This window comes from Streptomyces sp. 5K101, assembly GCF_046506645.1.
Taxonomy (GTDB): Bacteria; Actinomycetota; Actinomycetes; order Streptomycetales; family Streptomycetaceae; genus Streptomyces.
In genome coordinates, this window is record NZ_JBKFFO010000002.1 from 564,081 (window position 1) to 588,677 (window position 24,597).

The window sequence follows — 24,597 nt, forward strand, 5'->3', positions numbered from 1 at the left end:
GCCGACACCGGTCGGACAGGTCAGGCCCCGGCTCCCTGCTCCACTGCGGCGTCCGCACGCCCGCGCCGTTCGCGTACGGCATCGGTGACGGCCTTGCCCACGGCGGCGGCCGCGAGGAGCAGCAGGGCCACCTCGGGCCAGACGCCGAGCCGGGTGGCGGGCGTGAGGGAGGACCGCAGGGGCACCTCGGCGACGAGCGCGTCGGGCGTGAACATGCGCGTCTCCTGGACGATCTCGCCGTCCGGCATGATCACGGCGCTGACGCCGCTGGTGACGGGGACGACGACGGACCGGCTGTGCTCCACGGCCCGCACGCGCGACATGGCCAGCTGCTGGTAGGTCATCTCGCTGCGGCCGAACGTGGCGTTGTTGCTGGGGACGGAGATGAGCTGCGCGCCATGGGTGACGGTGTCACGGGCCGCGTCGTCGAACGCCGCCTCGAAACAGGTGACGAGCCCGACCTGCGTCCCCGCCAGGTCGAAGACGCCGACCTCGTACCCCGGACCGAAGTCGCGGCTGACGCGGTCCACGTCGGAGTTGAAGATCCGTACGATCGGCCGCAGCGGGATGTACTCGCCGAACGGCTGGACGTGGCGCTTGTCGTAGGTGTCGACGGGGCCGTGGCGCGGGTCCCACTCGATCAGCGTGTTGCGGAGCGTGCCCGTCTCGGGGGTCAGCACGGCGCCGACGACGGTGGGGACGCCGATGGCCCTGACGGCGTCGTCGATGACGAGGCGGGCGTCGGCGTTGCGGTAGGGGTCGAGGTCGGAGGAGTTCTCCGGCCACAGGACGAAGTCCGGCTTCGGCGCCTTGCCCGCTGCCACGTCGTCGGCCAGCTGCTCGGTGCGCTGCGCGTGGTTGTCGAGCACCGCCCGGCGCTGGGCGTTGAAGTCGAGTCCCAGGCGCGGCACGTTGCCCTGGATCGCGGCGACGGTCGCGGTGCCGTCCTCGGCGGCGTCGTCGACGAGCGGCCGGGCGCACACGGCGCCCACGAGCGGCAGCACGAGAGCCAGCAGAGCGGCGGCCGCCGTCCCGCTGCGCACGGTGCCGGTGCGGCGGTGCGCCGCCGCCTGGCGCACCGTTTCGTACAGCCCCAGACCGCACAGGACGACTGCGAAGCTCAGCACGGGGGTGCCGCCGACGGCGGCCAGCGGCAGGAAGAGGCCGTCCGCCTGTCCGAACGCGATCTTCCCCCAGGGGAAGCCGCCGAACGGCATCCTGGCACGGGCCGCCTCCCCGGCGATCCAGACCGCCGCGCCCCACACCGGCCACGCGGGCAGGCGCGAGACGGCGGCCATGCCCACGCAGGCGACCGCGACGAACAGGGCCTCGACTGCGGCGAGCGCCAGCCACGGGACCGCGCCGACCTCCTCGCCGGTCCAGACGAGCAGGGGGAGCAGGAAGCCCAGGCCCGCCAGGTAGCCGAGGCCCAGCGCCGCCCGCGGCCGCCGCCCGCGCAGGGTCCAGCCGAGCAGCGCGAAAGCGGGGAGCACCAGCCACCACAGGGGCCTCGGGGGGAAGCTCAGATAGAGCAGCACCCCGGACAGGGCCGCGGCTCCGGGCCGTACGAACCGCCGGATCAGCGGGCGGCCGGCCACGCGGGCGGGCTGCGGGATGTCGACTGGGGCGATGGTGGCGCTCACCTGCCGGAGTCTACGGCGGTGACCTGTGCGCCCGGCAGTGCGGTCACCGTTCGTGACCGGGACGGCACGAGGGCGTTCCGTGGGGCAGCCCCGGCTCAGACGGGGCGAGACGGCGTCGCTCGGGGACAGGGCCTTGCCCCGCGGTGGCCGTTCCGGCTCAGACCTGCGGGGACGCATCGCTCGGGCACGGCACGAACGTGTCCCGTGCGGGCCGGCCCAGGCTCAGTCGAGTCGGGCGCAGCGCTCGGGGACGGCACAACGCGGTCCCGCGCGGGGCGGCGCCGGCTCAGATTTGGGGGACCGGGTCGCTGTTCGACCTGCTGAGGCGGTCCCGGATGACGCGCACGGCCATCTCGGCACCGTCGACGGTCACCGTGAACGTCTCGCCGCCCGCCAGCGTGACGACCACTCCCTCGCCGCGCCGCACGAGCCACGCCGTGCCCTTCTCCGGACGCCAGCGGCAGCCCCAGCCGCCCCACTGGTACGGGGTGATCTTCGGGTCGTAGTCGGCCTCGACGACCTCGCTGAGGAGGATGCGCTTGCGCGGCAAGCCCACGTGGCCGCAGCGCACTTCGAGGGCCTCCCGGTCGATGGTCACTTCCAGTCGGACGAAGGCGAGCGTGCCGTAGAGCATCAGGAGGCCGGCCGCGACGCAGCCGATCACCGCCATCAGCAGGGCCGTGATCGCCGTCTCCCAGTTGGCCGAGACGGCGAGCTTGATGCCGAGCGCGAGGCACGCCGCACCCGCCGCAGCCAGCACCCACTGCAGGCGGTTGGTCGCTCGGCCGGTCCAGACTTCGGGGAGGGGCTCGCTCGCGGGCCCCAGGTGGCGCAGACGGTGCCTCATGTCTGGGAGGGTACCCAGCATCGGCGTACACAGCACGGTCCAGGCGTGACCGAGAGTAAGGATCACCGGCGGGACGGCGCGCCGGCCGGCTGTGGCGGGCGTCAGACCGCGGGCGTGACCGCCTGGAACAGGCGCCCCTCGGCGTAGGCGAGGGCGGCGTCGGGCAGCTCGGACTCCCGGCCGCTGAGCAGGACCGTGATCCGGCCGCTCGGCGCGGCATCGGGCGCGGGGGCGGCACCGCTGCGGCGCAGGGCCTGGGCGGCGACCGCGTCCGCGGAGCCGTAAAGGGCGAGGGCGCTGCCGTCACCGTCGGACGCGACGGCCGCGCGGATGCGTTCCGCGACGAGTTCGTAGTGGGTGCAGCCGAGGACGACGGCGCTGACATGCTGCGGCGTGATGGCTGCCGCCGCGGCGACGGCCCGGTCGATCCCCGCCTCGTCGGCGCTCTCGACGGCGTCGGCGAGACCGGGGCAGGGGACCTCGGTGACGTCGACGGCGTGGGCGAATTCCGCGATGAGTCCGCGCTGGTAGGGGCTGCCCGTGGTCGCCGGCGTGGCCCAGATGGCCACCGGGCCGCCGCCTGCCGCGGCGGGTTTGATCGCGGGCACGGTCCCCACGACGGGGAGGTCCGGCTCCAGCTCCGCACGGATCGCGGGCAGAGCGTGCACCGAGGCGGTGTTGCAGGCGATGATCAGCGCGTCCGGCCGGTGGGCGGCCGCCGCCCGTGCCACGGCGAGCGCGCGCTCGGTGACGTCGGCCGGCGTGAGCGGCCCCCAAGGCATGCTGTCGGGAGCCGAGGAGAGGACCAGATCAGCATCGGGTCGCAGTCGGCGTACGGCGGCGGCCGCCGCGAGCAGGCCGATTCCGGAGTCCATGAGCGCGATCTTCACCCGGTCACCATAGTCGACCGCCGCTCCGGGCCCCCCGGGCTGGGGCAGACTGCGGCGCATGAGCGCCCTCGCGTGGACCGCCCTCGGATCGCTGGCCGCATGGTGCTGGCTGCTGCTCGGCCAGGGGTTCTTCTGGCGCACCGACCAGCGCCTGCCGCGACGGGAGGACCCCTCGGTGTGGCCGGATGTCGCCGTCGTGGTGCCCGCGCGGGACGAGGCCGCGGTCCTGCCGGACAGCCTGCCCTCCCTGCTCGGCCAGCGGTACCCGGGCCGGGCGGAGATCGTGCTCGTGGACGACAACAGCGGCGACGGCACCGGCGAGGTCGCGCACTCGCTCGCCGCGCGGCACGGCGGCCTGCCGCTGCGGGTCGTGACCCCGGGCGAGCCGGAGCCCGGCTGGACGGGGAAGCTGTGGGCGCTGCGGCACGGGATCGCCCTGGCCCGGGCGAACGGTCCGGAGTTCCTGCTGCTGACGGACGCGGACATCGCCCACGAGCCGGACAGCCTGCGCGAGCTGGTGGCCGCCGCCCACGGGAGCGGCTCGGCGGACGGGGACGCCGGCCGGTACGACCTGGTGTCCCAGATGGCGCGGCTGCGCGTCGAGAGCGGCTGGGAGCGGCTGGTGGTCCCGGCGTTCGTGTACTTCTTCGCCCAGCTCTATCCCTTCCGCTGGATCAACGCGGACGGCGCGCGGACGGCCGCGGCGGCCGGCGGGTGCGTCCTGCTGCGCACCGCCACCGCGGTGCGGGCGGACGTCCCGGCGTCGATCCGGCAGGCGGTGATCGACGACGTCTCGCTGGCGCGCGCGGTGCGGCGCGCGGGCGGCCGGATCTGGCTCGGGCTCGCGGAGCGGGTGGACAGCGTGCGCCCGTATCCGAAGTTCGCGGATCTGTGGCGGATGGTGTCGCGCTGTGCGTACGCGCAGCTGCGGCACCACCCGCTGGTGCTGGCGGCCACGGTGGCGGGGCTCGCCCTGGTGTATCTGGCGCCGCCCGTCGTGCTGGTGGCCGCCACGGTGGCGGGCGACCCGGTGGCCGTGGGAGTGGCGGGACTGGCCTGGGCGGTGATGGCGGGGACGTACGCGCCGATGCTTCGCTACTACCGCCTGTCTCTGCTGCTCGCCCCCACCCTGCCGTTCACCGCGCTGCTGTACCTGCTGATGACCGTCGACTCGGCGGTCCAGCACTACCGGGGCCGGGGGGCGGCCTGGAAGGGGCGTACCTACGCCCGGCCCGAGGCCGCGCCCGACCGCTGAGTACTCGGCGCGTCCGCTGAACCCCGGCCCGACGCCCGTGGACCGATGAACGCCCCTCGGGCGGGCGTCACTTCCTGCCCGGCGTCCAGTTCATGCCCCAGCCGTAGGCATGGTCGATGGTGCGCTGGGGGCTGACCCCCCGCTCGGGCACGAGGAAGCGGGCCTCGCGCTGGACGACGAGGTCCGATCCGGTGTTCGTGATGAGGGCGAGGGCGCAGACCGTGGAGGGCACGGTGCACTCGCCGAGGGAGAAGTCGATGGCGGCGCCGTGCTGGGGCTGGAGCGTGACCGTCGCGTCGAGGTCGGCGAAGCTCCGTGCGCCCTCGTAAATGGTCACGAAGATGACGATCCGGCGCAGGGCGCTCTTGTGGTCGAGGTTGATGGTGAGGTTCTCGCCGGGTGTGCCGCCGGTGCGGTCGTCGCCGTCGAGGTGGATGTACGGGGGCTGGTGCAGGGCGCCGAAGGCGTTGCCCAGCGCCTGGACAACGCCCTTGCGTCCGTCGGTGAGTTCGTACAGGGCGCACAGGTCGAGGTCGAGGTCGCCGTGCACGGCGACGGCGCGGCCGAGCTTGGCGCCCCAGCCCTGGAACTGCTTGCGCACCCGCCAGTTCAGATTTACGCGCATCGCACCCGAGGTGCCGCCCTGCTTCGTCAGCGAGACGGACGGGACCTCTTTCGTCAGGGTGATCTTGGTGAGCCGTACCGGGTCGGGCGGCGCTGCGGGCGGGGCGGGAGGCGGCGGTGGAGCCGCGGCGGGCGAGGGGGCCGCGGGAGCCGGGACGGAAGGCGGCGAGGACGCGGTCGCAGCGGATGCCGCCGGGCGCTGGGGCTCGTCGACGGAGATGCCGAAGTCCGTGGCGAGACCCTCGAGTCCGGTGCCGTATCCCTGGCCGACGGCGCGGAACTTCCACGCGCCCTGTCGCCGGTAGAGCTCGCCGAGGACGAACGCCGTCTCGACGGTGGCGTCCTGGCTGTCGTAGCGGGCCAGTTCGGCGCCCGACGCCGCGTCAAGGACGCGGATGTGCAGTCCTGGCACCTGGCCGAAGGTGCCGCCGTCCGCGGAGGCGGCGAGCACGACCCGGTCGATTCCGGCCTCGACGCGGTCGAGGTCGACGGCGACCACGTCGGTGGCGGCGCCCTGCGCCGTCCGCTTCCCCTCGTGACGCACGGCTCCCGAGGCATGCGCGGGCTGGTTGTAGAACACGAAGTCGGCGTCGGAGCGGACCCTGCCGCCGGTCAGGAGGAGCGCCGAGGCGTCGATGTCCGGAACGCCCGGTCCGGGCCGCCACCCCAGTTCGACACGGACGCGCTCAGCCCGCACCGCGGTGTTGGCTCCTTTGAGCATCGACATGACCGCCCCCTCACCGGTTCCTGCGCCCGGAAGTTCATTTCTCGTCAACCTATTCCGCATACGTCCACCTGATCGGGTCCGACCCGTCGGTAACCCGCTCTGCCCTTGCCCTTTACATGAGAGCGAGACGCCAGGTCGACCCTTTTCACCTGATTCGCTCGAATTGAGGATCCGTAGTCACTCAGAGCTGTCGAAACAACCCGCTTATCGGGCTCCCCAACCAGCACATCGTGGGCTTAACTTATGTGCCATGACCTCCCCCCGCGCCACCTACGGCGGCGGTTACTACTCCGCGCCGTCGTTCCCCGACACCCCGATCTACGACTCCCTTGTCGCGGAGCGGGGCACGCCTCAGATCGCGCCGATCCGAGTGCCCGCCGCGTACGACACCGGCAGCAGCTACCTGCCGGCGCTCCCCGCGGCCCTGCCCGCCCTCCCGGCGGCACCGTCCCCGTCGCCTGCCTACGGTTACCCGCAGCAGACGCCGCAACCCGTACCGCTGCAGCACGCGCCCGCGCCGTACATCCCGCAGCAGGCGTCGGCGCCTCGCGGGTACCCCGGCCCGCAGTACCAGGGCCAGCCGCAGCAGCCGCGTCCGGTCGCCACCGGGTACGAGGCCATGCGCCCGGCCGCGCCGCGGCCCGCGCCTTCGCCCGCGCCGTACGACGATCCGTACAACCGCCCGTATCAGGGACGGGGGTACTGACGGCACAGTGACGGCAGCCGGTGACGGCGTGCCCTCTGCCGGGCCGCTCTGCGGCGCACGGCAGAGAGCGCACAGGACCGGCGCACGGTGGCGGAGCCGCGGGGGATGCGGGGAGACCACCGGTGGAGCCCCGGCCGACTCGTCGGCCGGGGCTCCCGTGCAAGGGGGCGCTCGAAGAAGGGTGTTGGCAAGGCGGGTGCCCCCTCGCAGGGCGGGCCACTGCCCCGTATGCCGCTCCGCTGCGCCCTGTACGGAGACCGTCGTGGCGTCGTGGCGCATGCCGACCCAACGGTCTGGCGCGGTGCGACTGCGCGGCCAGGCGTGTTACGGACCGTCATGGCGCATGTCAGTGACGTCCCTGAGCGGTCCACTGCCGCGGCGCGCCTTGCCGAGGGGCCCCGCGCCTTACCGAGGGGCCCCGCGCCTTGCCGAGGGGGCCGCCGCGCCGGTGCGCTCTGCCGAGAGGTCCGCGCGCCGGTACGCCTCGCCGCACCGGAGTCGGTCCGCGCCTCGACTGAGTACGCCTCAGAGCCGACGGCATCCTTTCCGTGGAAATCCCTGCCCGGCGGGAACCCTTCGCGGAGCGCGCCGCGTTGGAACGGTCGCGGGGACATCCCCGCGACGGACGCGGGGGCCGACGGGAGGGGGTGACCTCACTCTCTCCTCGCGCGACCCGCGCTTGTTCCGTGCCGTATCGGGCCATCACGGACACAGAAGGGGGGTGGCCAGCAGTGCGAGCAGCCGCGGGGATCTGGCGCTGGCGGCACAATCCCCTGCGCCGTGCGACGGACCTCGCCGAGGCGTGGGTGGCCCTCGTCGCGGCGCTTCTCCTCGTCACGGCCGCCCCGGTCGTCGGCTGGATCGCCGGCACGCTGGCCGACGAGTCGCTGCGGCAGTCCGTGCGGATCCAGCGCCAGCAGCGCCACCCCACGACGGCCACGGTCCTGGCGCCGGCCACCGTGGCGGGCCCCGCGGCCTTCGACCCGGGGTCCACCGCGGCGAGCGAGCAGCGCCGGGCGGTGTCGGCCGAATGGACGGCCCCCGACGGGACCCGGCGCACCGGGCGCGTGACGACCGGCTTGTGGTCCCCGCGCAAGGGTGCGACGTTCACGGTCTGGACGGACGGTTCCGGCCGAATAGTGCCCCGCCCCATGGACCCCGGTACGGCTCGCGCGCATGCGGCGCTCGCCGGGATCGGTGCCGCGCTCGCCTTCGGCCTGCTCGTCGAATGCCTGAGGCGCATCGTGCTGTGGCGGCTGGTGCGGCGCAGATTCGCCGACCTGGACCGGGCCTGGGCGGCGGTGGGTCCGGACTGGGGACGGGCCGGTGCCGGCAGCTGACCCGCCCGGTCCCGTCAACTCCCGCCCGCCGCGCGCGCTACGGTGGTGCGACCCCCCACGCGGGGTGCGGGACGCGTCCCCGTCAGCGGCGCGGCGATGCACGAGAACACGAGGTGGGGGCTAGGCAGCGCCATGGCACAGGGCACGGTCCAGGTGACGCACACCGGCACATCGCGGTGGCGGCGCCGCACGGGTGAGTACGCGTCCCTCGCCGCTGCCCTGGAGGCCGCCGGCGACGGCGACGTCCTCACCGTGGCCCCTGGGACGTACCGCGAGAATCTCGTGGTCCAGCGGGCCGTGACACTGCGCGGGCCGGAGGGAGCGGTGGGCTCGGTGCGGATAGCGCCCGTGGACGGGGTGCCGCTGACCGTGCGCGCGTCCGCCACCGTCCAGGACCTGCATGTGGAGGGCCAGGACTCGTCGGTCCCCGCGCTGCTCGTGGAGGACGGCACGCCCGAGCTCACGGACCTGCGGATCGTGACCCGTTCGGCGGCGGGCCTGGAGGTGCGCGGTGCCGCACGGCCCACGGTTCGCCGCTGCACCGTGGACAACCCGGCCGGTGTCGGCATCGCCGTACTCGACGGCGCGAGCGGCGTGTTCGAGGAGTGCGAGGTGGTCGCCGCCGGTCAGTCGGGGGTATCGGTGCGCGGCGGTGCCCATCCCCGCCTGGACCGGTGCCGGGTCCACCACGCCTCCGGCGCGGGCGTGGCCGTGACCGGCGAGGGCAGCGGCCTGGAGGCCGTCGGCTGCGAGATCTACGAGGTCAAGGGCAGCGGTGTGCAGGTCGCCTCGCGGGCCGCCGCGCATCTGATCGACTCCTCTGTGCACCGCACCACTTCGGACGGCGTCACGCTCGACACGGACGCGGTGCTCACCCTCTCCGACTGCGACATCCACGACATCCCGGAGAACGCGATCGACCTGCGGTCCCGTTCGGTGCTCACCCTCACCCGCACGACGGTGCGCCGCTTCGGGCGCAACGGCCTGTCGGTGTGGGACCCGGGCACACGGGTGGACGCCAACCAGTGCGAGATCCACGACAGTACGGGCGACTACCCGGCGGTGTGGGTCAGTGACGGTGCGACCGCCGTGCTCGACTCCTGCCGGGTGCACGACGTCCCGGACGCCCTGTTCGTCCTGGACCGCGGCTCGCGCGCCGACGTCGTCGACAGCGACGTCTCCCAGGTGCGCAACACGGCGGTCTCCGTGAGCGACGGCGCGACCGCCCAGCTCGACGACTGCCGGATCCGGGAGGTGTCCACCGGCGCCTGGTTCCGCGACCACGGCAGCGGCGGCACGCTGAACGGCTGCACGATCGACGCGGCGCAGACCGGCGTGATCGTGACCAAGGGAGCCGACCCGCTGATCGAGCGCTGCACCGTCACCTCGCCCGCCGAGGCCGGTTTCTACGTGTCGGCCGAGGGCCGCGGCACCTTCCGCGGCTGCCGGGTGACGGGCAGCGGCGGTTACGGCTTCCACGTCATGGACGGCTGCCGCACGATGCTGAGCCGCTGCCGCACCGAGCGCTGCACGCGCGGCGGTTACGAGCTCGGTGAGGACGACGGACCGATCGTGGAGGACTGCACGAGCGACGAGAGCGGCACGATGCGGCCCGGCGCCGAGCGCGCCACGGCCGTGCTGACCGCCGCCCCGCAGTCCCCCGGCCTGCTGTCGGCCGTCCCCGCCGCCCGGAGCGCCGCTCCCCCGGCCGCCGGCGGAGCAGCGGAACCGCCCGCGCCCGCCGCCGAGCCGGCGCGCAGTTCGGGAGCCGTCCTCGGTGAACTGGACGCGCTGGTGGGCCTGGACAGCGTCAAGCGCGAGGTGCGCACCCTGACGAACATGATCGAGGTGGGCAGGCGCCGTCAGGAAGCAGGGCTCAAGGCCGCCTCCGTGCGCCGCCATCTGGTCTTCACCGGCTCCCCCGGCACCGGCAAGACGACGGTCGCCCGGCTGTACGGCGAGATCCTGGCCTCGCTCGGGGTCCTGGAGCGGGGCCATCTGGTTGAGGTGTCCCGGGTGGACCTGGTCGGCGAGCACATCGGCTCGACCGCGATCCGCACCCAGGAGGCGTTCGAACGGGCGCGCGGCGGTGTGCTGTTCATCGACGAGGCGTACGCGCTGTCCCCCGAGGACTCCGGCCGCGACTTCGGCAAGGAGGCCATCGACACGCTGGTGAAGCTGATGGAGGACCACCGCGACGCGGTCGTGGTGATCGTCGCCGGATACACCGCCGAGATGGAGCGCTTCCTGACCGTCAACCCCGGTGTGGCATCGCGCTTCTCGCGGACCATCACCTTCCCCGACTACGCGCCGGAGGAGCTGCTGCGGATCGTCGAGCAGCAGGCCGAGGAGCACGAGTACCGGCTGGGCGAGGGGGCGGCGGAGGCCCTGCTGAAGTACTTCACGGCGCTGCCGAAGGGGCCGGCCTTCGGCAACGGCCGTACCGCGCGCCAGACGTTCGAGTCCATGGTGGAGCGGCACGCGGTGCGGGTGGCGGAGCTCGCCGAGGTGAGCACCGACGATCTGACGCTGCTCTACTCCGAGGACCTGCCCGACCTGCCCTGAGGAGCTGCCCCGGTGGACCGGGCGGACCTGCCCCGCGAGGGCGTCCGGCGGACCGGCCCCACCTGCCCTGGAGGGCTGCCCGCCCCAGCCCGCGAGGCTGCCCGGCGGACTGCCCGGCCTGCGCACGATGACTGTCCGGCGGACGTGGCCGGACAGCCCTCGCGGCTCCGTCAGAGCTCTGCGACGCCGGCCTGCGCGGGCACGACCGGGGTGAGCCGGTCGAGCAGATGCGCGCGTTCCTTGGCGAAGGACGGGTCGGCCTGGTAGTCGGAGTGACCGAGGATCGGCTCCGGCAGCGGGTAGCGGCCCGAACGGCCGTGGACCAGCGGGTCCTTGAGAGCGTCGCGGTCGACGTCGGGATGGCCGCCCGCGGCGGGCACCAGCACCGGCCCCCCGATGGGGTCGGTGGTCCGCCACAGGTTGCGCCAGCAGTCCATCTGGCTGTTGAGCTCGCGCAGCGCGCCCGGTCCGAAGTAGGCGGGGAACCAACGGCCGTAGAGGCGTTCCAGCGGTGATCCGTACGTCAGCAGGGCGACGCGGCGGCGGGTGGCCTCCGGCAGCTGCCACACGGCCGCCGCGGCGAGCACACTGCCCTGGGAGTGCCCGGAGATGACGAGCCGGCCCCCGCTGCGCTCCGTCCAGGTGCACATGCGCCACGTGAGGTCGGGCACGGCCCGCTCGGCGTAGCAGGGCGGCGCGAACGGGTGGGCGGCGCGCGGCCAGAACGTGCCGACGTCCCACAGAATTCCGATGGTGCGGCGGGCGGACGCGTCGCGGTAGGCGCGCCGCCCCATGGTGACGAAGAGGATGAAGCCGAACCCGACGAGCCAGGAGCCGAGCGCCTGGGCGGCCTCGGCCGTGGATTCGGTCAGGCCGCCGCTGTCGCCGAAGGCGCGGCCGGGCACCTCGCCGCTCACCCATGCGCCGATGACGGCACCGATGCCGAGCAGGAGCGTGGCCCCGGCCAGGAGGCCGACCAACAGGGGTGCGTCGTCGGTCAGCCGGGCCCTGGCCCTGGTCCCGGCGATCCGCCGGGTGCGGACCGGATCCGGCCGCTCCTCGCGGTACTCGGCCTCGACGGCGGGGCCGAGACGGCGCCCGAGGAGCCAGGTCCGTACGGCTAGGGCGAGCGCGGGCAGCAGCAGGACGACGAGCAGCACCGGTATCACGGCGGCTTGCCAGCTGAGCAGGACGGGCGGTCCGGGGATGGCGCCGTGCCCGTCCATGCCGGGTGTGCCGGGCCCGTCGAGCCAGTCGGCGACGCGCTGGGCCACACCGCCGGTCATCACGCCGCCGAGCGCGCAGGCGAGCATGGCGACGGCCGGCCCGCCCAGGCCGTGGAGCACGACACGCGCGTGGTGTGCCCGGCTGTGCAGCCGCAGGGCCACCACGGCGAGGGCCACGACCAGCGTGCCCTGGGCGAGGGCGATCACCCGGAAGGTGACGTCGCCGGGGAGCGTCGCCGCGGACTCCCACGCCGGCCGGGACCAGGCGGCGTAGAGGAGCGCGAGGGCGAGCAACGCCAGGGAGGTGCCCGGCAGATACCGCACGACGGCCCGGTCGAGCCGGGCGTCGACCCGCTTCTCGCTCCGCCCTCTGCGCAGCACGACCCACAGCACCGCGACGCCCGCGAGGGCCAGTGCCGCTTCGAGCAGTACGCCGCACACCTTCAGCAGGGTGTCGTCCGCCGAGCGGTCGTGGCGGGCGGCGGCGCCCGCCACCGCGGCGGCGACCGTCAGGAATCCCGCCGCGGTGTGTGCGGCGCGCAGCCGGGCGACGAGCCTGCGGCCGTACCAGAAGCCGGGCCTGCCGAGCGCCGGCCGCACGAAAGGCCTGCGCGGCGCGCGAGGTCGCGCACTGTCCCGCTCCGCATCGCGGGAGGCACCCTCGGACGCGCCGTCATCCGCGTCGTCGGCGTCGCTGTCCTGGAAGTCGGCCCCGTCACCGTGGTGGGAGTCGTCATCGTGATCCGCGCCGTCACCGTGGTCGGAGTCGACGCCGGCGACGCACCCGTCGGCGGCGGTGGGCGGCCGCTGCGACTCGTACGCGCTCCAGGTGCGGTTGGACAAGTACCACAGCAGCACCACCAGTGCGACGGGCACCACGGCCGCGAGCGCCAGCCGCCGCCCGGGCTGGGACCACCAGCCGCCCTGCTCGGCCGAGAGGAACCCGAGCCAGGCCCGTTCCCCGCCGCACGCGGCCGAGCCCGCGCACTGCCACGCCAGCAGGTCCAGCGCGACCTCACAGGCCGCGGCCGTCAGCAGGATCGTGAGACTGAGCGCGACGAGCCGCACGAGGGCGCCGTACAGCCGGGTGGTGCGCCGGCTGCCCTTCGCCCTCGGACGCGTCCAGTGGGCGAGGTTGGCGACCATGAACGGGAGAAGCAGCAGCCACAGGGCGCGCGCGCCGTTGCCCGAGGTGAGGTTGGACCAGCAGTACGCCTCGGGGACGGGCCGGTCGAGGTACTCCTCGGGGTGCCGCTCCGCCTCGGCGTCGTCGGCGCGCCGGTACACGGCGGCTTTGTCGTCGCCGGTGATCCGGACGGTGCGCGGGTCCTTGAGCATGTCCTGCGGAGTGGCTCCGCCGACGCCGTGGACCAGCAGCTCCAGCGCGGGCCCTTCGCCGTGCGGTGCCGGGGTGGCAGGGGACACAGAGGTGACTCTCTCTCGTCGCAGGGGCGGTGGGAGCAGCAGCGGGTGCGCGGCCGTGCCGCGTTTCGTGACCAGAATCCCGGATCATGGCGGTTCGCCGCACGGCACTTACGGAATCTCCCCGAGCCCGGCCCCGAGGAGGCGTGCGAGGATGAGAACCCTGGCCGACAGGCGCCGCGACCCGACGCGGCGACGTCACGGAAGGACCGGTCCCCCGGCGGTGAGCGACAACCAGAACCTGCTCGCGGAGCAGCGGCGCGCCCTGATCCTCGACGAGGTCCGACGCCGCGGCGGCGTGCGGGTGAACGAACTCACCCGCAGGCTGAACGTCTCCGACATGACGGTGCGCCGCGACCTGGACGCCCTGGCCCGCCAGGGCGTCGTCGCGAAGGTGCACGGCGGAGCCGTACCGGTCGTCGAGGCGAGCACGCACGAGCCGGGGTTCGAGGCCAAGTCGGCGCTGGAGCTGAGCGCCAAGGAGGACATCGCGCGGGCGGCGGCGCGCCTCGCGGTCCCGGGCAGTGCGATCGCCCTGTCGGGCGGCACGACGACGTATGCGCTGGCCCACCATCTGCTGGACGTGCCCGACCTGACGGTGGTGACCAACTCGGTGCGCGTCGCCGACGTCTTCCACTCGGCCCGGGGCACGGGCCCCGCGGGCGGCCCGCGGCCGGGGGCCGCGACGGTGGTGCTCACCGGCGGCGTGCGTACGCCGTCGGACTCGCTGGTCGGGCCGGTGGCCGATCAGGCCATCCGGTCGCTCCACTTCGACGTCCTGTTCATCGGTGTGCACGGCATCTCGGTGGAGGCGGGTCTGTCGACGCCGAATCTGGCGGAGGCGGAGACGAACCGCCGCCTCGTGGAGGCCGCGCGGCGCGTGGTGGTGGTCGCGGACCACACCAAGTGGGGCACGGTGGGCCTGAGTTCGTTCGCCCGGCTGTCGGACGTGGACACGCTGGTGACGGACGCGGGGCTGTCGGCCGATGCGCGCGAGGAGATGGGCGAGTACCTGCCCGGCCTGGTCGTGGCGGGTGAGGACGAGGTGGCCCAAGGACAGGGCGGCTGATCCGGGATGGCCCTGTTCCGCATCGGCCGGACCACCGCGCTGCCTGCCGCCACGTGCTGGCGGCGGGTGACGGACTGGCAGGCGCACGCGGCGTCGGTGCCCCTGACGTCCGTGTCGGTGAGGGGCGGCGGGCCGACGGGTGTGGGCACGGTGTTCGTGGCGCGCAGCGGCGTCGGCCGGCTCGGCTTCGACGACCCGATGGAGGTCGTGCGCTGGGAGCCGCCCGTGGGCGGGCGCCCGGGGCGGTGCCGGCTGGTCAAGCGCGGCCGGCTGATCACGGGCTGGGCCGAGATCGAGGTGCGCGCGGTGGGCACGGGCTCGGCGGTGGTGTGGGTGGAGGAGCTGCGGATCGCCGTGCTGCCGGGGCTGCTGGACGGGCTGGTGGGCCGGGTGGGCCGGCTGGCGTTCGGCCGCGCGCTCGACGGGCTGCTCGCACGCGAGACGCGGGCCGAGGACGAGGCGTAGGCCGGGAGCCTGGTCACCTGCGGGCGAGGCGCACGGCGTGAGCGGACCGCTCGTGCGAGGCGTAGGCCGGGGACAAAACCGAGGCGTAGGCCGGGACGGGGCGCTCATGGCGAAAGCCGCGGGGGCGGACATCCTGCGGCGCCGCCGCTAGGGTGTGCGGTCCCCACACCTGCGCCGCCACTGGAGGTCCGGACCATGGCACGTCAACTACGCCCGGTCGAGTTGGAGTTCGTGGAGAACGCACCGATACGCCTGGTGTTCTCGGCCCCGGTGTCGGCCGTGCCGTCCGCCGTGTACGCCACGCTGGCCGAGGACGTGGAGCACCTGCCCGAGTGGTTCACGGCCGTGACAGCGGCCCGGTCGACGGAGGGCGGTGCCGGCCGCGAGGTCAGGCTCAAGGGCGGCACGGTGTTCACCGAGCGCATCCTGGCGAAGGAACCGGACAGCCGCTACGCGTACCGGATCGAGCAGACCAACGCCCCTGGTCTGCGTGCCCTGTTGGAGGAGTGGCGGATCACGCCGACGGCGACGGGGTCACGCATCCAGTGGACCTTCGCCGCCGACGGCCCCGTTCCGCTGCGCCTCGCGCTGCGGCTGGGCAGAGGGGGACTGGGACGTGCGTTCAAAGACGCGGTGCGCAATCTGGACCGCCGGCTGGCCGGCTCCGGTACGCCCTGACCGCCGGGCCCGGTGCGCCCTGATCGCCGGCTGACCGGGCCCACTGCGCCCTGCCGTGCGCGGCATGCCGGGCCCGCGACCGGCCCATCACCCCCATGCCGCGCTCAGCAGGGCCAGGCGCCCGTGCCCAGGAACGACTCGATCGCGGCCGCGTACGGGAGGATGTCCAAGCCCTGCTCGGCCAGCCACTCGTCGGAGTAGTACTTGTCGAGGTAGCGGTCGCCCGGGTCGCAGATCAGGGTGACGACGCTGCCCTTCTCGCCCCTGTCCACCATCTCCGCGACGATCTTGAGCGCGCTCCACAGGCCGGTACCGGTCGAGCCGCCCGCCTTGCGGCCGATGGCCGTCTCCAGGGCGCGTACGGCGGCGATGCTCGCCGCGTCGGGCACCTTCATCATGCGGTCGATGGCGCCGGGGACGAAGCTCGGCTCCATGCGGGGCCGGCCGATGCCCTCGATGCGCGAGCCGCAGTCGCTGCTCGCCTCCGGGTCGCCGCGGGTCCAGCCGTCGAAGAAGCAGGAGTTCTCCGGGTCGGGGACGCAGATCCGGGTGTCGTACTGCATGTAGTGCACGTAGCGGGCGATGGTCGCCGACGTGCCTCCCGTGCCGGCGGTGGCGACGATCCAGGCGGGCTCCGGATAGCGTTCGAGCCGCAGCTGCTGGTAGATCGACTCGGCGATGTTGTTGTTGCCCCGCCAGTCGGTGGCCCGCTCCGCGTAGGTGAATTGGTCCATGTAGTGGCCGCCGGTCCGCTCCGCCAGCGCGGCGGACTCCTCGTACATCCGGCGCGAGTCGTCGACGAAGTGGCACTGTCCGCCGTGGAACTCGATCAGCCGGATCTTCTCGGGGCTCGTGGTGCGCGGCATCACGGCGACGAAGGGGACGCCGATCAGATTCGAAAAGTACGCCTCCGAGACGGCGGTCGAGCCGCTGGACGCCTCGATGACGGGCTTGCCCGGCCGGATCCAGCCGTTGCACAGGCCGTACAGGAACAGCGAGCGGGCCAGGCGGTGCTTGAGGCTCCCCGTCGGGTGTGTGGACTCGTCCTTGAGGTAGAGGTCGATACCCCATTCCTCGGGCAGCGGGAAGCGCAGCAGGTGGGTGTCGGCGGAACGGTTGGCATCCGCCTGCACCTTGCGCACGGCCTCTTTCAGCCAGGCCCGGTAGGCGGGGTCGCTGCGGTCCACGTCGACGGTCGCGACCGCCCCGGCCGTGGCCGGGGCCGGGTCAGCATCCGGTCTCACCCGTTCGGCGGACACGCCGCCCGCCTCGCCCACCACTGGTTTCTCACGCGTGCTCATGAGTGCCGTCCTCGCCTCGCCCGCCACTGGTCCACGATGTGTGCCCACCCGCAACAGTAAGCCCCCCACCTGGGCAAACGTTCACTTTGGGGATCCATAGGAGTCGCTTGTGCAAGGCTCTGACCAGGCGCACTGGTGCACGGCGACCCAAGTGTGCAGACTTCCCACAGGAGTCGCTGTGAAGGGGGCGGACACGATGGCAACGGCGGAGCCGGATTTCAGTGCCACGGGCGTGCGGATCGAGCGCTGGCCGCGTTCACTGACCCGCGCCGGGCAAGTGCTCATCAAGGACGGCCGGCTGGCACTGATGACGAGCTACGGCCGCGTGATCGAGAGCGCGCCCGTGCGGGCCGTCACCGCGGGCCGGCCCTGGTTCGCGGGTGACGACAGCACGGTGGCGACGCTGAACGGCAAGCGGTACCGGCTGACCATGGGTCAGCGCAGCCGGCGGCCCGACGGAAAGGCCCTCGCGGGGCGCTTCCTGGAAGCGGTGCGCGGGGCGGGCGGCAACAGGAGTTGAGAACGGGCACGGGAATGCCGCGAGTTGCGGCCCCCCAGGCCATGCTGCACGCTGGTTCCACATCACCCAGGGTTCACCGGCGGTCACGCTGAGATCCAGCCCCGCCGGTATGTTCAGCAGGCGGCCGACTGCTGGATCTCTTGTCTCGTCTTCTTCCGGACCTATTTCGGGGAGTCGCAGCCGTGATCAGCCAGCCCAGCAGGCACTGCACGGTGGAGCTCCAGGCCCTGCCGTCGCGGATCGGTCAGGTCCGCAGAATCATCTCGGCGCAACTGCGCTACTGGCATCTCGATCCCCTGATCGACCCGGCCGCGCTCGGTGTCACCGAGTTGCTGACCAATGTGCACCGGCACGCCCATCCGGACAAAACCTGCACCGTGGACGTCGAGCTGCTGCTCGACCGGCTCACGGTCTCCGTCCACGACCACGATCCGCGTCTGCCGACCGTCCACGACGCGGACTCCTCCGCGACCCACGGGCGCGGGCTCGCACTGGTGGCCGCCGTCAGCGAGAGCTGGGGCGTGCGGCCGCGCGGCGACGCGGGCAAGGTCGTCTGGTTCACGCTGCCCGCGACCTGCCCGGCGATCATGCTGCCCGGGTACCCGGCGGTGTACGGAGCGACGACCACCGGTCCGTTCTCCGAGGTCCCCGAGGCGGAGGCCGACGCCGCAACCGCCACCGCCCGGTCGGCCGTCGCCGGCTGACGGCGCGCCTACCATCCGGGAACAAGCGAATTCGGGGCAGCTGCTCCATCCCGTCCCGAACGAAGGCTGGAGTCTGTACCTACTAGTATGTACAGTCCTCTCATGAGCACCTCGGAACGTCTGATCGAGGCGACCCGCGAACTGCTGTGGGAGCGCGGGTACGTGGGCACCAGCCCGAAGGCGATCCAGCGGCAGGCGGGCGTCGGCCAGGGCAGCATGTACCACCACTTCTCCGGCAAGCCCGACCTGGCGCTGGCCGCGATCCGGCGCACGGCCGACGAGATGCGGGCCACGGCCGAGGCGCTGCTCGGCGGTCCGGGCACCGCTCACGAGCGCATCGCCGCGTATCTCCTGCGCGAGCGCGACGTCCTGCGCGGATGTCCGATCGGCCGGCTGACGACGGATCCGGACGTCATCGCCGACGACGCCTTGCGGGCCCCGGTCGACGAGACGCTCGCATGGCTGCGGGGCAGGCTCGCGACCGTCGTCGACGAGGGCCGCGAGAGCGGCGAGCTGAGTGCCGCACTCGTCCCGTCCGAGGTCGCGGCGACGATCGTCGCGACCGTGCAGGGTGGCTACGTGCTGGCCCGCGCCTCCGGCTCGACGGCCGCCTTCGACGCGGGTGTCCGCGGCCTGCTCGCCCTCCTCGCATCCCCGACCGCCCAGGGAAGTTGACCCGACCGTGCACGCGATGCAGTACGAGATCACCCTGCCCGCCGACTACGACATGGGCATCATCCGCGACCGCGTGGCGCGGCGCGGGCATCTGCTGGACGGCTTCCCCGGCCTCGGCCTCAAGGCCTACCTGATACGCGAACGCGCCGCGGGCTCGCCCGTGAACCAGTACGCGCCGCTGTACCTGTGGACCGCGCCCGAGGGCATGAACAGCTTTCTGTGGGGGCCCGGTTTCCAGGGCATCGTCGACGACTTCGGCCGCCCGCAGGTGCAGCACTGGACGGGTGCCGCGTACCACAACGCGCCCTCGGCGGCGGCAGGGGCGCGCACCGCCGTCCGGCACACGCAGCACATTCCGCCGGGGGTCCGGCCCGGCCCGCTCGTCGAGGAGGCGGCGGCCGAGACGGCACGGCTCGCGCTGCGCGAGGGCGCTGTGTGCGCGGCGCTCGGTGTCGACCCGTACCGCTGGGAGCTGATGTACGTGTCCCTGTGGGACCACGATGCGCCCGCGGTACCCGGCGAACGTTACGAGGTGCTCCACGTCTCGGCACCCGAGCGCGGCGCGCTGGGCCGGGGACGGCACTGGTGAGGGGACGGCACTGGTGAGGGGACGGCGCGCTAGAGGACGTCGTGTTCGATCGCGCGGAGCAGCTTGCGCCTGGTGAGCTCCTCGTGGACGAGACGTCCCGCGAGCGCCCCGCCGTAGACGACCACGCCCACGCCCACGAGCCAGGACTGGATCACGAGGACGGTGCCGAACGGACCGAAGGTGACGGTGTTCGAGGCGATCAGCGGTGAGAAAACGAGCTGCGAGAAGACCCGCAGCCCGAGCAGGGACAGGGCGGTGGCCACGGCACCGGGCAGCAGGGCCCGCCAGCGGACGCGGCCGCCGAGCAGGAGATGCTGGGACACCCAGAAGAACAGGACCGTGCCGAGCAGGTCGCCGGCGGTGGTGACCGCGTTGACCCAAAAGGAGTCCGGCTCCGGGAGATTGAAGAACACCACGAGAAAGAAGATCAGCAGCCCCAGCCACACCACATGGCGCCACATGGTGTGCCAGCGGGCAGTCGGCAGGTCCCACACCTTCTCGTAGCCCGTCTGCACCGCGGAGCCGAAGGTGAGCCCGAAGACGACGAGCGCGGCGAGACCGAACGCCGTGGTGCGCTGCAGTGCCTGTCCGGGCACGCCGAACAGTTCCTCGACCTGCTGTTCGGATTCCCGCGAGACGCCGAGCCCCTGGCCGAGCCAGCGGGCGAAGCCTTCGGCGCTGACGGGGTCGGCGGCCGCGACGACGACGAGCAGCGGCACGAGGGTGACGAAACCGAGTGCGGCGAAGCCCATGGCGCGGTGCATGAGCTCTATCTCCCGGCCGCGGTTCCAGCCGAGCCCGACGGGTGATTCGAGCACTCTGCGGTGCAGGTGCGCGAACGGGTGCGCGCGGTGCGGCCCGGGGGGCGTGTGGGTCATGTGTCGTCGATTACCCGCAAGCACGGCGCGGGCCGCCGGGCGGTCCTCCGGACGGGTGGCCGGCCATGCCCGTCGGTGCGTCAGGCGAGCGCCGCCAGAGGGTCGTCGAGGACGGGCTGCCAGGCCAGTTCCGCGGCGCCCACGAGAGAGTTGTGGTCGAGAGTGCACGGCAGGATCGGGACTCCCCCGCTGCGGCCCCACAAGCTGCGGTCGGCCACGACCGCGCGCAGGCGCTCGGGGTCCGCCTCCAGGAGTTCGCGGTGGAGGCCGCCGAGGATGATCCGGTCCGGGTTGAGGATGTTGACCAGTCCGGCGAGGCCGAGGCCGAGGCGGTCGATGAGTGCCTCCGCCGCACCCCGGACGGCCGGGTCGTCGTACTCCCCGCGCAGCAGGTCCCTGGACTGCTGGAGCAGCGAGACCTCGGGGCCGGGGTCGCGGCCCGTGGCGGTCAGGAAGGCGAGGGGGTCGGCCTCGACGTCGAGGCAGCCGCGGCTGCCGCAGTGGCAGGGGCGGCCCTCCGGGTTGACGGTGAGGTGGCCGACTTCCAGGGCGAGGCCCGAACTGCCCGTGTGCAGGCGGCCGTCGAGTACCAGCGCCCCTCCGACGCCGCGGTGGCCGGTGGCGACACACAGCAGGTGCTGGGCGCCGCGGCCGGCGCCGTGGCGGTGCTCTGCCAGTGCCGCGAGGTTGACATCGTTGCCGGTGAAGGCGGGCCCCTTGATGCCCGCGGCGGCGACGCGTTCGGCGAAGATGTCGCGTACGGGAGCGCCGGCCGGCCAGGCCAGGTGCAGGGGGTTGAGGGCGGTGCCCTCGGGTTCGGCGACCGCGGACGGCACGGCGAGGCCCGCGCCGACACAGCGGCGGCCGCTCTCGCGCAGCAGCGCGGCGCCCGCGTCGACGACCTCGCCGAGCACCTGTGCCGGATCCGCCTGGACCGTGACGCAGCCGGGCGCCGTGGCGACCGTACGGCCGCCGAGGCCGACGAGCGCGGCACGGAATCCGTCGGCGTGGACCTGGGCGGCGAGCACGACCGGGCCGGTGTCGTCGACGGCGAGGCGGTGCGAGGGGCGGCCCTGGGACCCGGCGGCGGCGCCGGGCCGGGAGTCGACCCGGATGAGGCCGAGCGCTTCGAGCTCGGCGGCGACGGCTCCGGCGGTGGCGCGGGTGACGCCGAGCTCGGCGGTGAGGACGGCACGCGTGGGCGCCCGCCCGGTGTGCACCAGTTCCAGTGCCGGGCCGAGGGCGCTGCGGCCCCTTTCGAGTCTCGTCCGGTTGCTCGTCGCCTTGCCGTTCATGCACGTGAGTGTCCCATGATCCGGACAGTGAGCAGCCGCCTTGTACGCAACGGCCGCGAGCCCCTATCCTGACTTTGTGCCGCTTCTAAACAAACTCCGGACGGCCGCTTCAGGGGGGCCCGGCGGAAACACCGCCGCGTTCTCCCTGTCCCGCCTCCGCACCGCCCTCACCGTCTTCTTCGCCCTCGACGGCTTTCTCTTCGCCGGCTGGGTCGTCCGCATCCCCGCCATCAAGGAACAGACCGGTTCCTCCGCGAGCGACCTCGGCCTCGCCCTGCTCGGCGTCTCCGCCGGCGCCGTGGTCACCATGACGCTGACCGGCCGGCTGTGCCGCCGCTTCGGCAGCCACGCCGTGACCGTGTGCAGTGCGGTGCTGCTCTCGCTGAGCATGGCGCTGCCTCCGCTGACGCACTCCGCACTCGCCCTCGGTCTGGTGCTGCTCGTCTTCGGCGCGGCGTACGGCGGGATCAACGTCGCCATGAACAGCGCGGCCGTCGACCTGGTCGCGGCCCTGCGCCGGCCCGTCATGCCCGGCTTCCACGCGGCGTTCAGCCTCGGCGGCATGCTCGGCGCGGGACTCGGCGGTCTCGTCGCCGGCGGCCTGTCGCCCACCGTGCACCTGCTCGCGCTGACCGGGCTCGGCCTGCTGGTCACCGCCGTCGCCGGACCGGTGCTCCTGGCGCACCCGGCGCCGGCCGCCGACGACGCCGCGACCGCGACCGCACCCGCGCGCCTGACGGGGCGCACCCGCAATCTGGTCGTCCTCTTCGGCGTGATCGCGCTGTGCACCGCGTACGGCGAGGGCGCGATGGCCGACTGGAGCGCGCTGCACCTGGAGCAGGATCTGCACGCGCACCCGGGCGTGGCCGCTGCCGGTTACTCGCTGTTCGCCCTCGCCATGACGGCGGGCCGCCTCACCGGCACGCTGCTGCTGGAGCGGCTCGGCCAGACCCGTACGCTCGTCGCCGGCGGCGCCACCGCCGCGGCCGGGATGCTGCTCGGCGCGCTCGCACCGACCGTGTGGCTCGCGCTGCTGGGCTTCACCGTCGCCGGTCTGGGCCTGGCGAACATTTTCCCCGTGGCCGTCGGCCGGGCGGGCGCGCTGGCCGGGCCAGCCGGTGTCGCCGCCGCCTCCACGCTCGGTTACGGCGGCATGCTGCTGGGCCCGCCCGCCATCGGCTTCCTCGCCGACTGGTTCTCGCTGCCCGTCGCGCTGACGACGGTGGCGGCGCTGGCCGGAGGAGCCGCATTCATCGCGTACGGTGCACGTCACGCCTCCGCCCCCGGCACCGAGGTCGCGCGGCGCGACCGGTCCGCGGGGCGCTCGGAGGATGCCCGGGACTCACGGGACCGGGCCGTTTCGCCCATGGCGGCTGAGTAGTCGTACTCAGGTGCGGGCACCCGGACCGGCGCAGCCTGGGAGGACGACGACCACCAAGGGAGACGGCCATGCACGCTGGACTGACCTCGCTCGCACGACTGACCTTCGGCGACCTCGCGTCCAGGATCTACCTGGCACTGGTCGCCGCGGCGGCCCTCTTCGTGGCCGTCGACACGTTGTTCGTCCATCACGAGGACGCGTCGCTGGCCGGCATATGGCTGTTCCTGCTGACCGCGCCGACGATCTTCGCGCTCATGGCGCTGGGCTCTCTGTTCGGGGAGGGCGTGGCCGAGTCCGCCGCGTTCCTCTACCCGGCACTGGTCGTCGCGGTCCTCGTACAGGCCTGCGCGCTGGGCCTGTTCGTCCGCTTGCTGCGCGGCGGACCGCAGACCGCACGCCCGCACAGGGTTTGACGCCCAGGGGCCACGGGGCACCCTGGAGCAGGCCCCGCCGCGCTGGCAGAATCTGCGCCATGGAGACCTCGGTGCACATCAAGTCCCTGGTCCGGGAGGGCCAGTTGCTCGCGGCGGCCGCCGACGCGGCCGGCCCCACGGCCCCCGTGCCGACGTGCCCGGGCTGGCGGATGCGGGACCTGCTGCGGCACACGGGCATGGTGCACCGCTGGGCGACGTCGTTCGTCACCGAGGGACACAGCTCGTACGTACCGGCCGCCGGGGAGCCCGATCTCGACGGCGACGCACTGCTCGAATGGTTCCGCGAGGGGCACGGGCTGCTGGTGGCGGCGCTGAGCGAGGCCCCGGCCGACCTCGCGTGCTGGTCCTTCCTGCCCGCCCCCTCACCGCTGGCCTTCTGGGCGCGGCGCCAGGCCCACGAGACGGCGGTGCACCGGGCGGACGCCGAGTCGGCGTCGGGCGGGAAGCCCGGGCCGGTCGCCGCGGAGTTCGCCGCCGACGGGATCGACGAGCTACTGACGGCGTTCCACGCACGGCACAAGAGCCGGGTGCGCACCGCGACCCCCAAGGTGCTGCGCGTAACGGCGACGGACACCGGTGACGTGTGGACCGTACGGCTGTCGCAGGAGCCGGCGCGCACGGAGCTCGGCGGCGAGGGACCGTGCGACGGCGAGCTGAGCGGGTCCGCGGAGCGGCTCTATCTGACGCTGTGGAACAGGCTGCCCCTGGACGCCGTGTCGGTCACCGGCGATGCGGAACTCGCCCGCCTGTGGCGCGAGACGTCGGCCATCACCTGGTAACGGGCACTTTCGGGCCGCCGGCCCGGAGGCGCGCCACCTGTGAGGTACGTACAGGGCCGCCGGCACGGCGACGTGCCCGCCCTGTCACGTACCGTGCGCTCGACGTCAGCGTGTTCTGTCCGTGGTCAGTCCGTCGCACCCGGCAGCATGCGCGACAGCACCGCGCGCTGCAGTGGCTTCACCTCGGCGTGGCGCGCGCGGCCTTGGTCCGTGAGCGCCACCCGCACCCCGCGGCGGTCCTCGGCGCACATGCCCCGGGTCACCAGACCGTCCTTCTCCAGGCGGGCGATCAGGCGTGAGAGCGCACTCTGGCTGAGGTGCACACGGCAGGCCAGCTCCTGGACACGGGACGAGCAGTCGCCCGCATCCGCGGCGTCCCCGTCGCTCAACTCGGCGAGCACGTCCAGCACCTCGAAGTCGCTGGCGCCCAGCCCGAACCTGTGCAGCTCACGATCGAGCTCGCACATCGTGCGCGCGTGCAGGGCGAGGACGTCCCGCCACTCCTGCACGAGTACGCGCTCCGATTTCGTCGCAGCCATGACCGCACGTTAGCAGAAACGACGCACTTTGTTGCACCGGAATTA

The 24,597-nt window shown here is 73.4% G+C and carries 23 protein-coding genes; 14 read left to right on the forward strand and 9 right to left on the reverse strand.

Annotated elements, in window-relative coordinates; all coding sequences use genetic code 11:
• Positions 1-20 precede the first annotated feature (20 nt).
• From lnt to ACLB9X_RS05425, 3 genes are all read right to left on the reverse strand, one after another.
• Entirely contained in the window at positions 21-1,643 is a 1,623-nt protein-coding gene (lnt, locus tag ACLB9X_RS05415) for an apolipoprotein N-acyltransferase (protein ID WP_410359053.1), read from the reverse strand.
• Positions 1,644-1,929: 286 nt separating this feature from the next.
• Positions 1,930-2,490 carry a hypothetical protein gene (locus tag ACLB9X_RS05420; protein ID WP_410359054.1) on the reverse strand — a complete coding sequence of 187 codons (561 nt, stop codon included), beginning with the start codon at positions 2,488-2,490 and terminating at the stop codon, positions 1,930-1,932.
• Positions 2,491-2,591: 101 nt separating this feature from the next.
• A complete protein-coding gene (locus tag ACLB9X_RS05425) occupies positions 2,592-3,380 on the reverse strand; it encodes a glutamate racemase (protein WP_410359055.1) in 789 nt (262 codons plus the stop codon).
• A 58-nt stretch (positions 3,381-3,438) separates the two neighbouring features.
• Between ACLB9X_RS05425 and ACLB9X_RS05430 the strand changes: the two genes are divergently transcribed.
• Positions 3,439-4,635, forward strand: a complete 1,197-nt coding sequence (locus ACLB9X_RS05430) for a glycosyltransferase (protein WP_410359056.1) — start codon at positions 3,439-3,441, stop codon at positions 4,633-4,635.
• A gap of 67 nt (positions 4,636-4,702) precedes the next feature.
• On the opposite strand, the gene ACLB9X_RS05435 is transcribed toward ACLB9X_RS05430, so the two are convergent.
• The gene (locus ACLB9X_RS05435) at positions 4,703-5,986 is read right to left on the reverse strand and encodes a TerD family protein (RefSeq protein WP_410359057.1); all 1,284 of its coding nucleotides are present in this window, start codon (positions 5,984-5,986) and stop codon (positions 4,703-4,705) included.
• A 250-nt stretch (positions 5,987-6,236) separates the two neighbouring features.
• Between ACLB9X_RS05435 and ACLB9X_RS05440 the strand changes: the two genes are divergently transcribed.
• From ACLB9X_RS05440 to ACLB9X_RS05450, 3 genes are all read left to right on the forward strand, one after another.
• Positions 6,237-6,692 carry a DUF6643 family protein gene (locus ACLB9X_RS05440; protein ID WP_410359058.1) on the forward strand — a complete coding sequence of 152 codons (456 nt, stop codon included), beginning with the start codon at positions 6,237-6,239 and terminating at the stop codon, positions 6,690-6,692.
• Between the two features lie 731 nt (positions 6,693-7,423).
• A complete protein-coding gene (locus tag ACLB9X_RS05445; RefSeq protein WP_410359059.1) occupies positions 7,424-8,032 on the forward strand; it encodes a hypothetical protein in 609 nt (202 codons plus the stop codon).
• Between the two features lie 132 nt (positions 8,033-8,164).
• Complete coding sequence (locus tag ACLB9X_RS05450) at positions 8,165-10,597, forward strand: right-handed parallel beta-helix repeat-containing protein (RefSeq protein WP_410359060.1); 2,433 nt, start codon at positions 8,165-8,167, stop codon at positions 10,595-10,597.
• A 170-nt stretch (positions 10,598-10,767) separates the two neighbouring features.
• Here the strand turns inward: ACLB9X_RS05450 and ACLB9X_RS05455 are convergent, their stop codons facing one another.
• Positions 10,768-13,248, reverse strand: coding sequence for a hypothetical protein (locus ACLB9X_RS05455; RefSeq protein ID WP_410359061.1), 2,481 nt, complete (start codon positions 13,246-13,248; stop codon positions 10,768-10,770).
• Between the two features lie 220 nt (positions 13,249-13,468).
• On the opposite strand from ACLB9X_RS05455, the gene ACLB9X_RS05460 reads away from it, so the two are divergent.
• From ACLB9X_RS05460 to ACLB9X_RS05470, 3 genes are all read left to right on the forward strand, one after another.
• Positions 13,469-14,314, forward strand: a complete 846-nt coding sequence (locus ACLB9X_RS05460; RefSeq protein WP_410359062.1) for a DeoR/GlpR family DNA-binding transcription regulator — start codon at positions 13,469-13,471, stop codon at positions 14,312-14,314.
• Between the two features lie 6 nt (positions 14,315-14,320).
• Positions 14,321-14,779, forward strand: a complete 459-nt coding sequence (locus ACLB9X_RS05465; RefSeq protein WP_410359063.1) for an SRPBCC family protein — start codon at positions 14,321-14,323, stop codon at positions 14,777-14,779.
• A gap of 195 nt (positions 14,780-14,974) precedes the next feature.
• On the forward strand, positions 14,975-15,457 hold the full coding sequence (locus tag ACLB9X_RS05470; protein WP_410359064.1) for an SRPBCC family protein: 483 nt from the start codon (positions 14,975-14,977) through the stop codon (positions 15,455-15,457).
• Positions 15,458-15,561: 104 nt separating this feature from the next.
• On the opposite strand, the gene ACLB9X_RS05475 is transcribed toward ACLB9X_RS05470, so the two are convergent.
• A complete protein-coding gene (locus ACLB9X_RS05475) occupies positions 15,562-16,758 on the reverse strand; it encodes a PLP-dependent cysteine synthase family protein (RefSeq protein WP_410359065.1) in 1,197 nt (398 codons plus the stop codon).
• Between the two features lie 196 nt (positions 16,759-16,954).
• On the opposite strand from ACLB9X_RS05475, the gene ACLB9X_RS05480 reads away from it, so the two are divergent.
• From ACLB9X_RS05480 to ACLB9X_RS05495, 4 genes are all read left to right on the forward strand, one after another.
• Positions 16,955-17,278, forward strand: coding sequence for a hypothetical protein (locus ACLB9X_RS05480; RefSeq protein WP_410359066.1), 324 nt, complete (start codon positions 16,955-16,957; stop codon positions 17,276-17,278).
• A gap of 182 nt (positions 17,279-17,460) precedes the next feature.
• Positions 17,461-17,982 (forward strand): ATP-binding protein, encoded by a 522-nt coding sequence (locus tag ACLB9X_RS05485; protein WP_410359067.1) that lies wholly within the window; start codon positions 17,461-17,463, stop codon positions 17,980-17,982.
• Positions 17,983-18,069: 87 nt separating this feature from the next.
• Positions 18,070-18,657 (forward strand): TetR/AcrR family transcriptional regulator, encoded by a 588-nt coding sequence (locus ACLB9X_RS05490; RefSeq protein WP_410359068.1) that lies wholly within the window; start codon positions 18,070-18,072, stop codon positions 18,655-18,657.
• A gap of 7 nt (positions 18,658-18,664) precedes the next feature.
• A complete protein-coding gene (locus ACLB9X_RS05495) occupies positions 18,665-19,246 on the forward strand; it encodes a DUF4865 family protein (RefSeq protein WP_410359069.1) in 582 nt (193 codons plus the stop codon).
• A 29-nt stretch (positions 19,247-19,275) separates the two neighbouring features.
• Here the strand turns inward: ACLB9X_RS05495 and ACLB9X_RS05500 are convergent, their stop codons facing one another.
• Together ACLB9X_RS05500 and ACLB9X_RS05505 are read right to left on the reverse strand one after the other, a co-directional pair.
• Entirely contained in the window at positions 19,276-20,124 is an 849-nt protein-coding gene (locus ACLB9X_RS05500) for a YhjD/YihY/BrkB family envelope integrity protein (protein WP_410359070.1), read from the reverse strand.
• Between the two features lie 80 nt (positions 20,125-20,204).
• On the reverse strand, positions 20,205-21,419 hold the full coding sequence (locus ACLB9X_RS05505; protein WP_410359071.1) for an ROK family protein: 1,215 nt from the start codon (positions 21,417-21,419) through the stop codon (positions 20,205-20,207).
• Between the two features lie 76 nt (positions 21,420-21,495).
• On the opposite strand from ACLB9X_RS05505, the gene ACLB9X_RS05510 reads away from it, so the two are divergent.
• The 3 genes from ACLB9X_RS05510 (at position 21,496) to ACLB9X_RS05520 (ending at position 24,013) form a co-directional block, all read left to right on the forward strand.
• Positions 21,496-22,800: an MFS transporter gene (locus ACLB9X_RS05510; protein WP_410359072.1), complete on the forward strand. Its 1,305-nt coding sequence runs from the start codon at positions 21,496-21,498 to the stop codon at positions 22,798-22,800.
• A gap of 68 nt (positions 22,801-22,868) precedes the next feature.
• On the forward strand, positions 22,869-23,213 hold the full coding sequence (locus ACLB9X_RS05515) for an SCO4225 family membrane protein (RefSeq protein WP_410359073.1): 345 nt from the start codon (positions 22,869-22,871) through the stop codon (positions 23,211-23,213).
• Positions 23,214-23,272: 59 nt separating this feature from the next.
• Positions 23,273-24,013: a maleylpyruvate isomerase family mycothiol-dependent enzyme gene (locus ACLB9X_RS05520; protein ID WP_410359074.1), complete on the forward strand. Its 741-nt coding sequence runs from the start codon at positions 23,273-23,275 to the stop codon at positions 24,011-24,013.
• A gap of 125 nt (positions 24,014-24,138) precedes the next feature.
• On the opposite strand, the gene ACLB9X_RS05525 is transcribed toward ACLB9X_RS05520, so the two are convergent.
• Positions 24,139-24,552 carry a MarR family winged helix-turn-helix transcriptional regulator gene (locus tag ACLB9X_RS05525; RefSeq protein ID WP_410359075.1) on the reverse strand — a complete coding sequence of 138 codons (414 nt, stop codon included), beginning with the start codon at positions 24,550-24,552 and terminating at the stop codon, positions 24,139-24,141.
• Between the last annotated feature and the right edge of the window lie 45 nt (positions 24,553-24,597).

Excerpts from the sequence above, each read along its gene's own strand:
- ACLB9X_RS05515 (WP_410359073.1), top strand. The coding sequence starts at position 22,869 with ATGCACGCTGGACTGACCTCGCTCGCACGACTGACCTTCGGCGACCTC.
- ACLB9X_RS05500 (WP_410359070.1), bottom strand. The coding sequence starts at position 20,124 with ATGACCCACACGCCCCCCGGGCCGCACCGCGCGCACCCGTTCGCGCAC.
- ACLB9X_RS05525 (WP_410359075.1), bottom strand. The coding sequence starts at position 24,552 with ATGGCTGCGACGAAATCGGAGCGCGTACTCGTGCAGGAGTGGCGGGAC.
- ACLB9X_RS05470 (WP_410359064.1), top strand. The coding sequence starts at position 14,975 with ATGGCACGTCAACTACGCCCGGTCGAGTTGGAGTTCGTGGAGAACGCA.
- ACLB9X_RS05420 (WP_410359054.1), bottom strand. The coding sequence starts at position 2,490 with ATGAGGCACCGTCTGCGCCACCTGGGGCCCGCGAGCGAGCCCCTCCCC.
- ACLB9X_RS05435 (WP_410359057.1), bottom strand. The coding sequence starts at position 5,986 with ATGTCGATGCTCAAAGGAGCCAACACCGCGGTGCGGGCTGAGCGCGTC.
- ACLB9X_RS05490 (WP_410359068.1), top strand. The coding sequence starts at position 18,070 with ATGTACAGTCCTCTCATGAGCACCTCGGAACGTCTGATCGAGGCGACC.
- ACLB9X_RS05465 (WP_410359063.1), top strand. The coding sequence starts at position 14,321 with ATGGCCCTGTTCCGCATCGGCCGGACCACCGCGCTGCCTGCCGCCACG.
- ACLB9X_RS05475 (WP_410359065.1), bottom strand. The coding sequence starts at position 16,758 with ATGAGCACGCGTGAGAAACCAGTGGTGGGCGAGGCGGGCGGCGTGTCC.
- ACLB9X_RS05430 (WP_410359056.1), top strand. The coding sequence starts at position 3,439 with ATGAGCGCCCTCGCGTGGACCGCCCTCGGATCGCTGGCCGCATGGTGC.
- ACLB9X_RS05440 (WP_410359058.1), top strand. The coding sequence starts at position 6,237 with ATGACCTCCCCCCGCGCCACCTACGGCGGCGGTTACTACTCCGCGCCG.
- ACLB9X_RS05450 (WP_410359060.1), top strand. The coding sequence starts at position 8,165 with ATGGCACAGGGCACGGTCCAGGTGACGCACACCGGCACATCGCGGTGG.
- ACLB9X_RS05480 (WP_410359066.1), top strand. The coding sequence starts at position 16,955 with ATGGCAACGGCGGAGCCGGATTTCAGTGCCACGGGCGTGCGGATCGAG.
- ACLB9X_RS05520 (WP_410359074.1), top strand. The coding sequence starts at position 23,273 with ATGGAGACCTCGGTGCACATCAAGTCCCTGGTCCGGGAGGGCCAGTTG.
- ACLB9X_RS05505 (WP_410359071.1), bottom strand. The coding sequence starts at position 21,419 with ATGAACGGCAAGGCGACGAGCAACCGGACGAGACTCGAAAGGGGCCGC.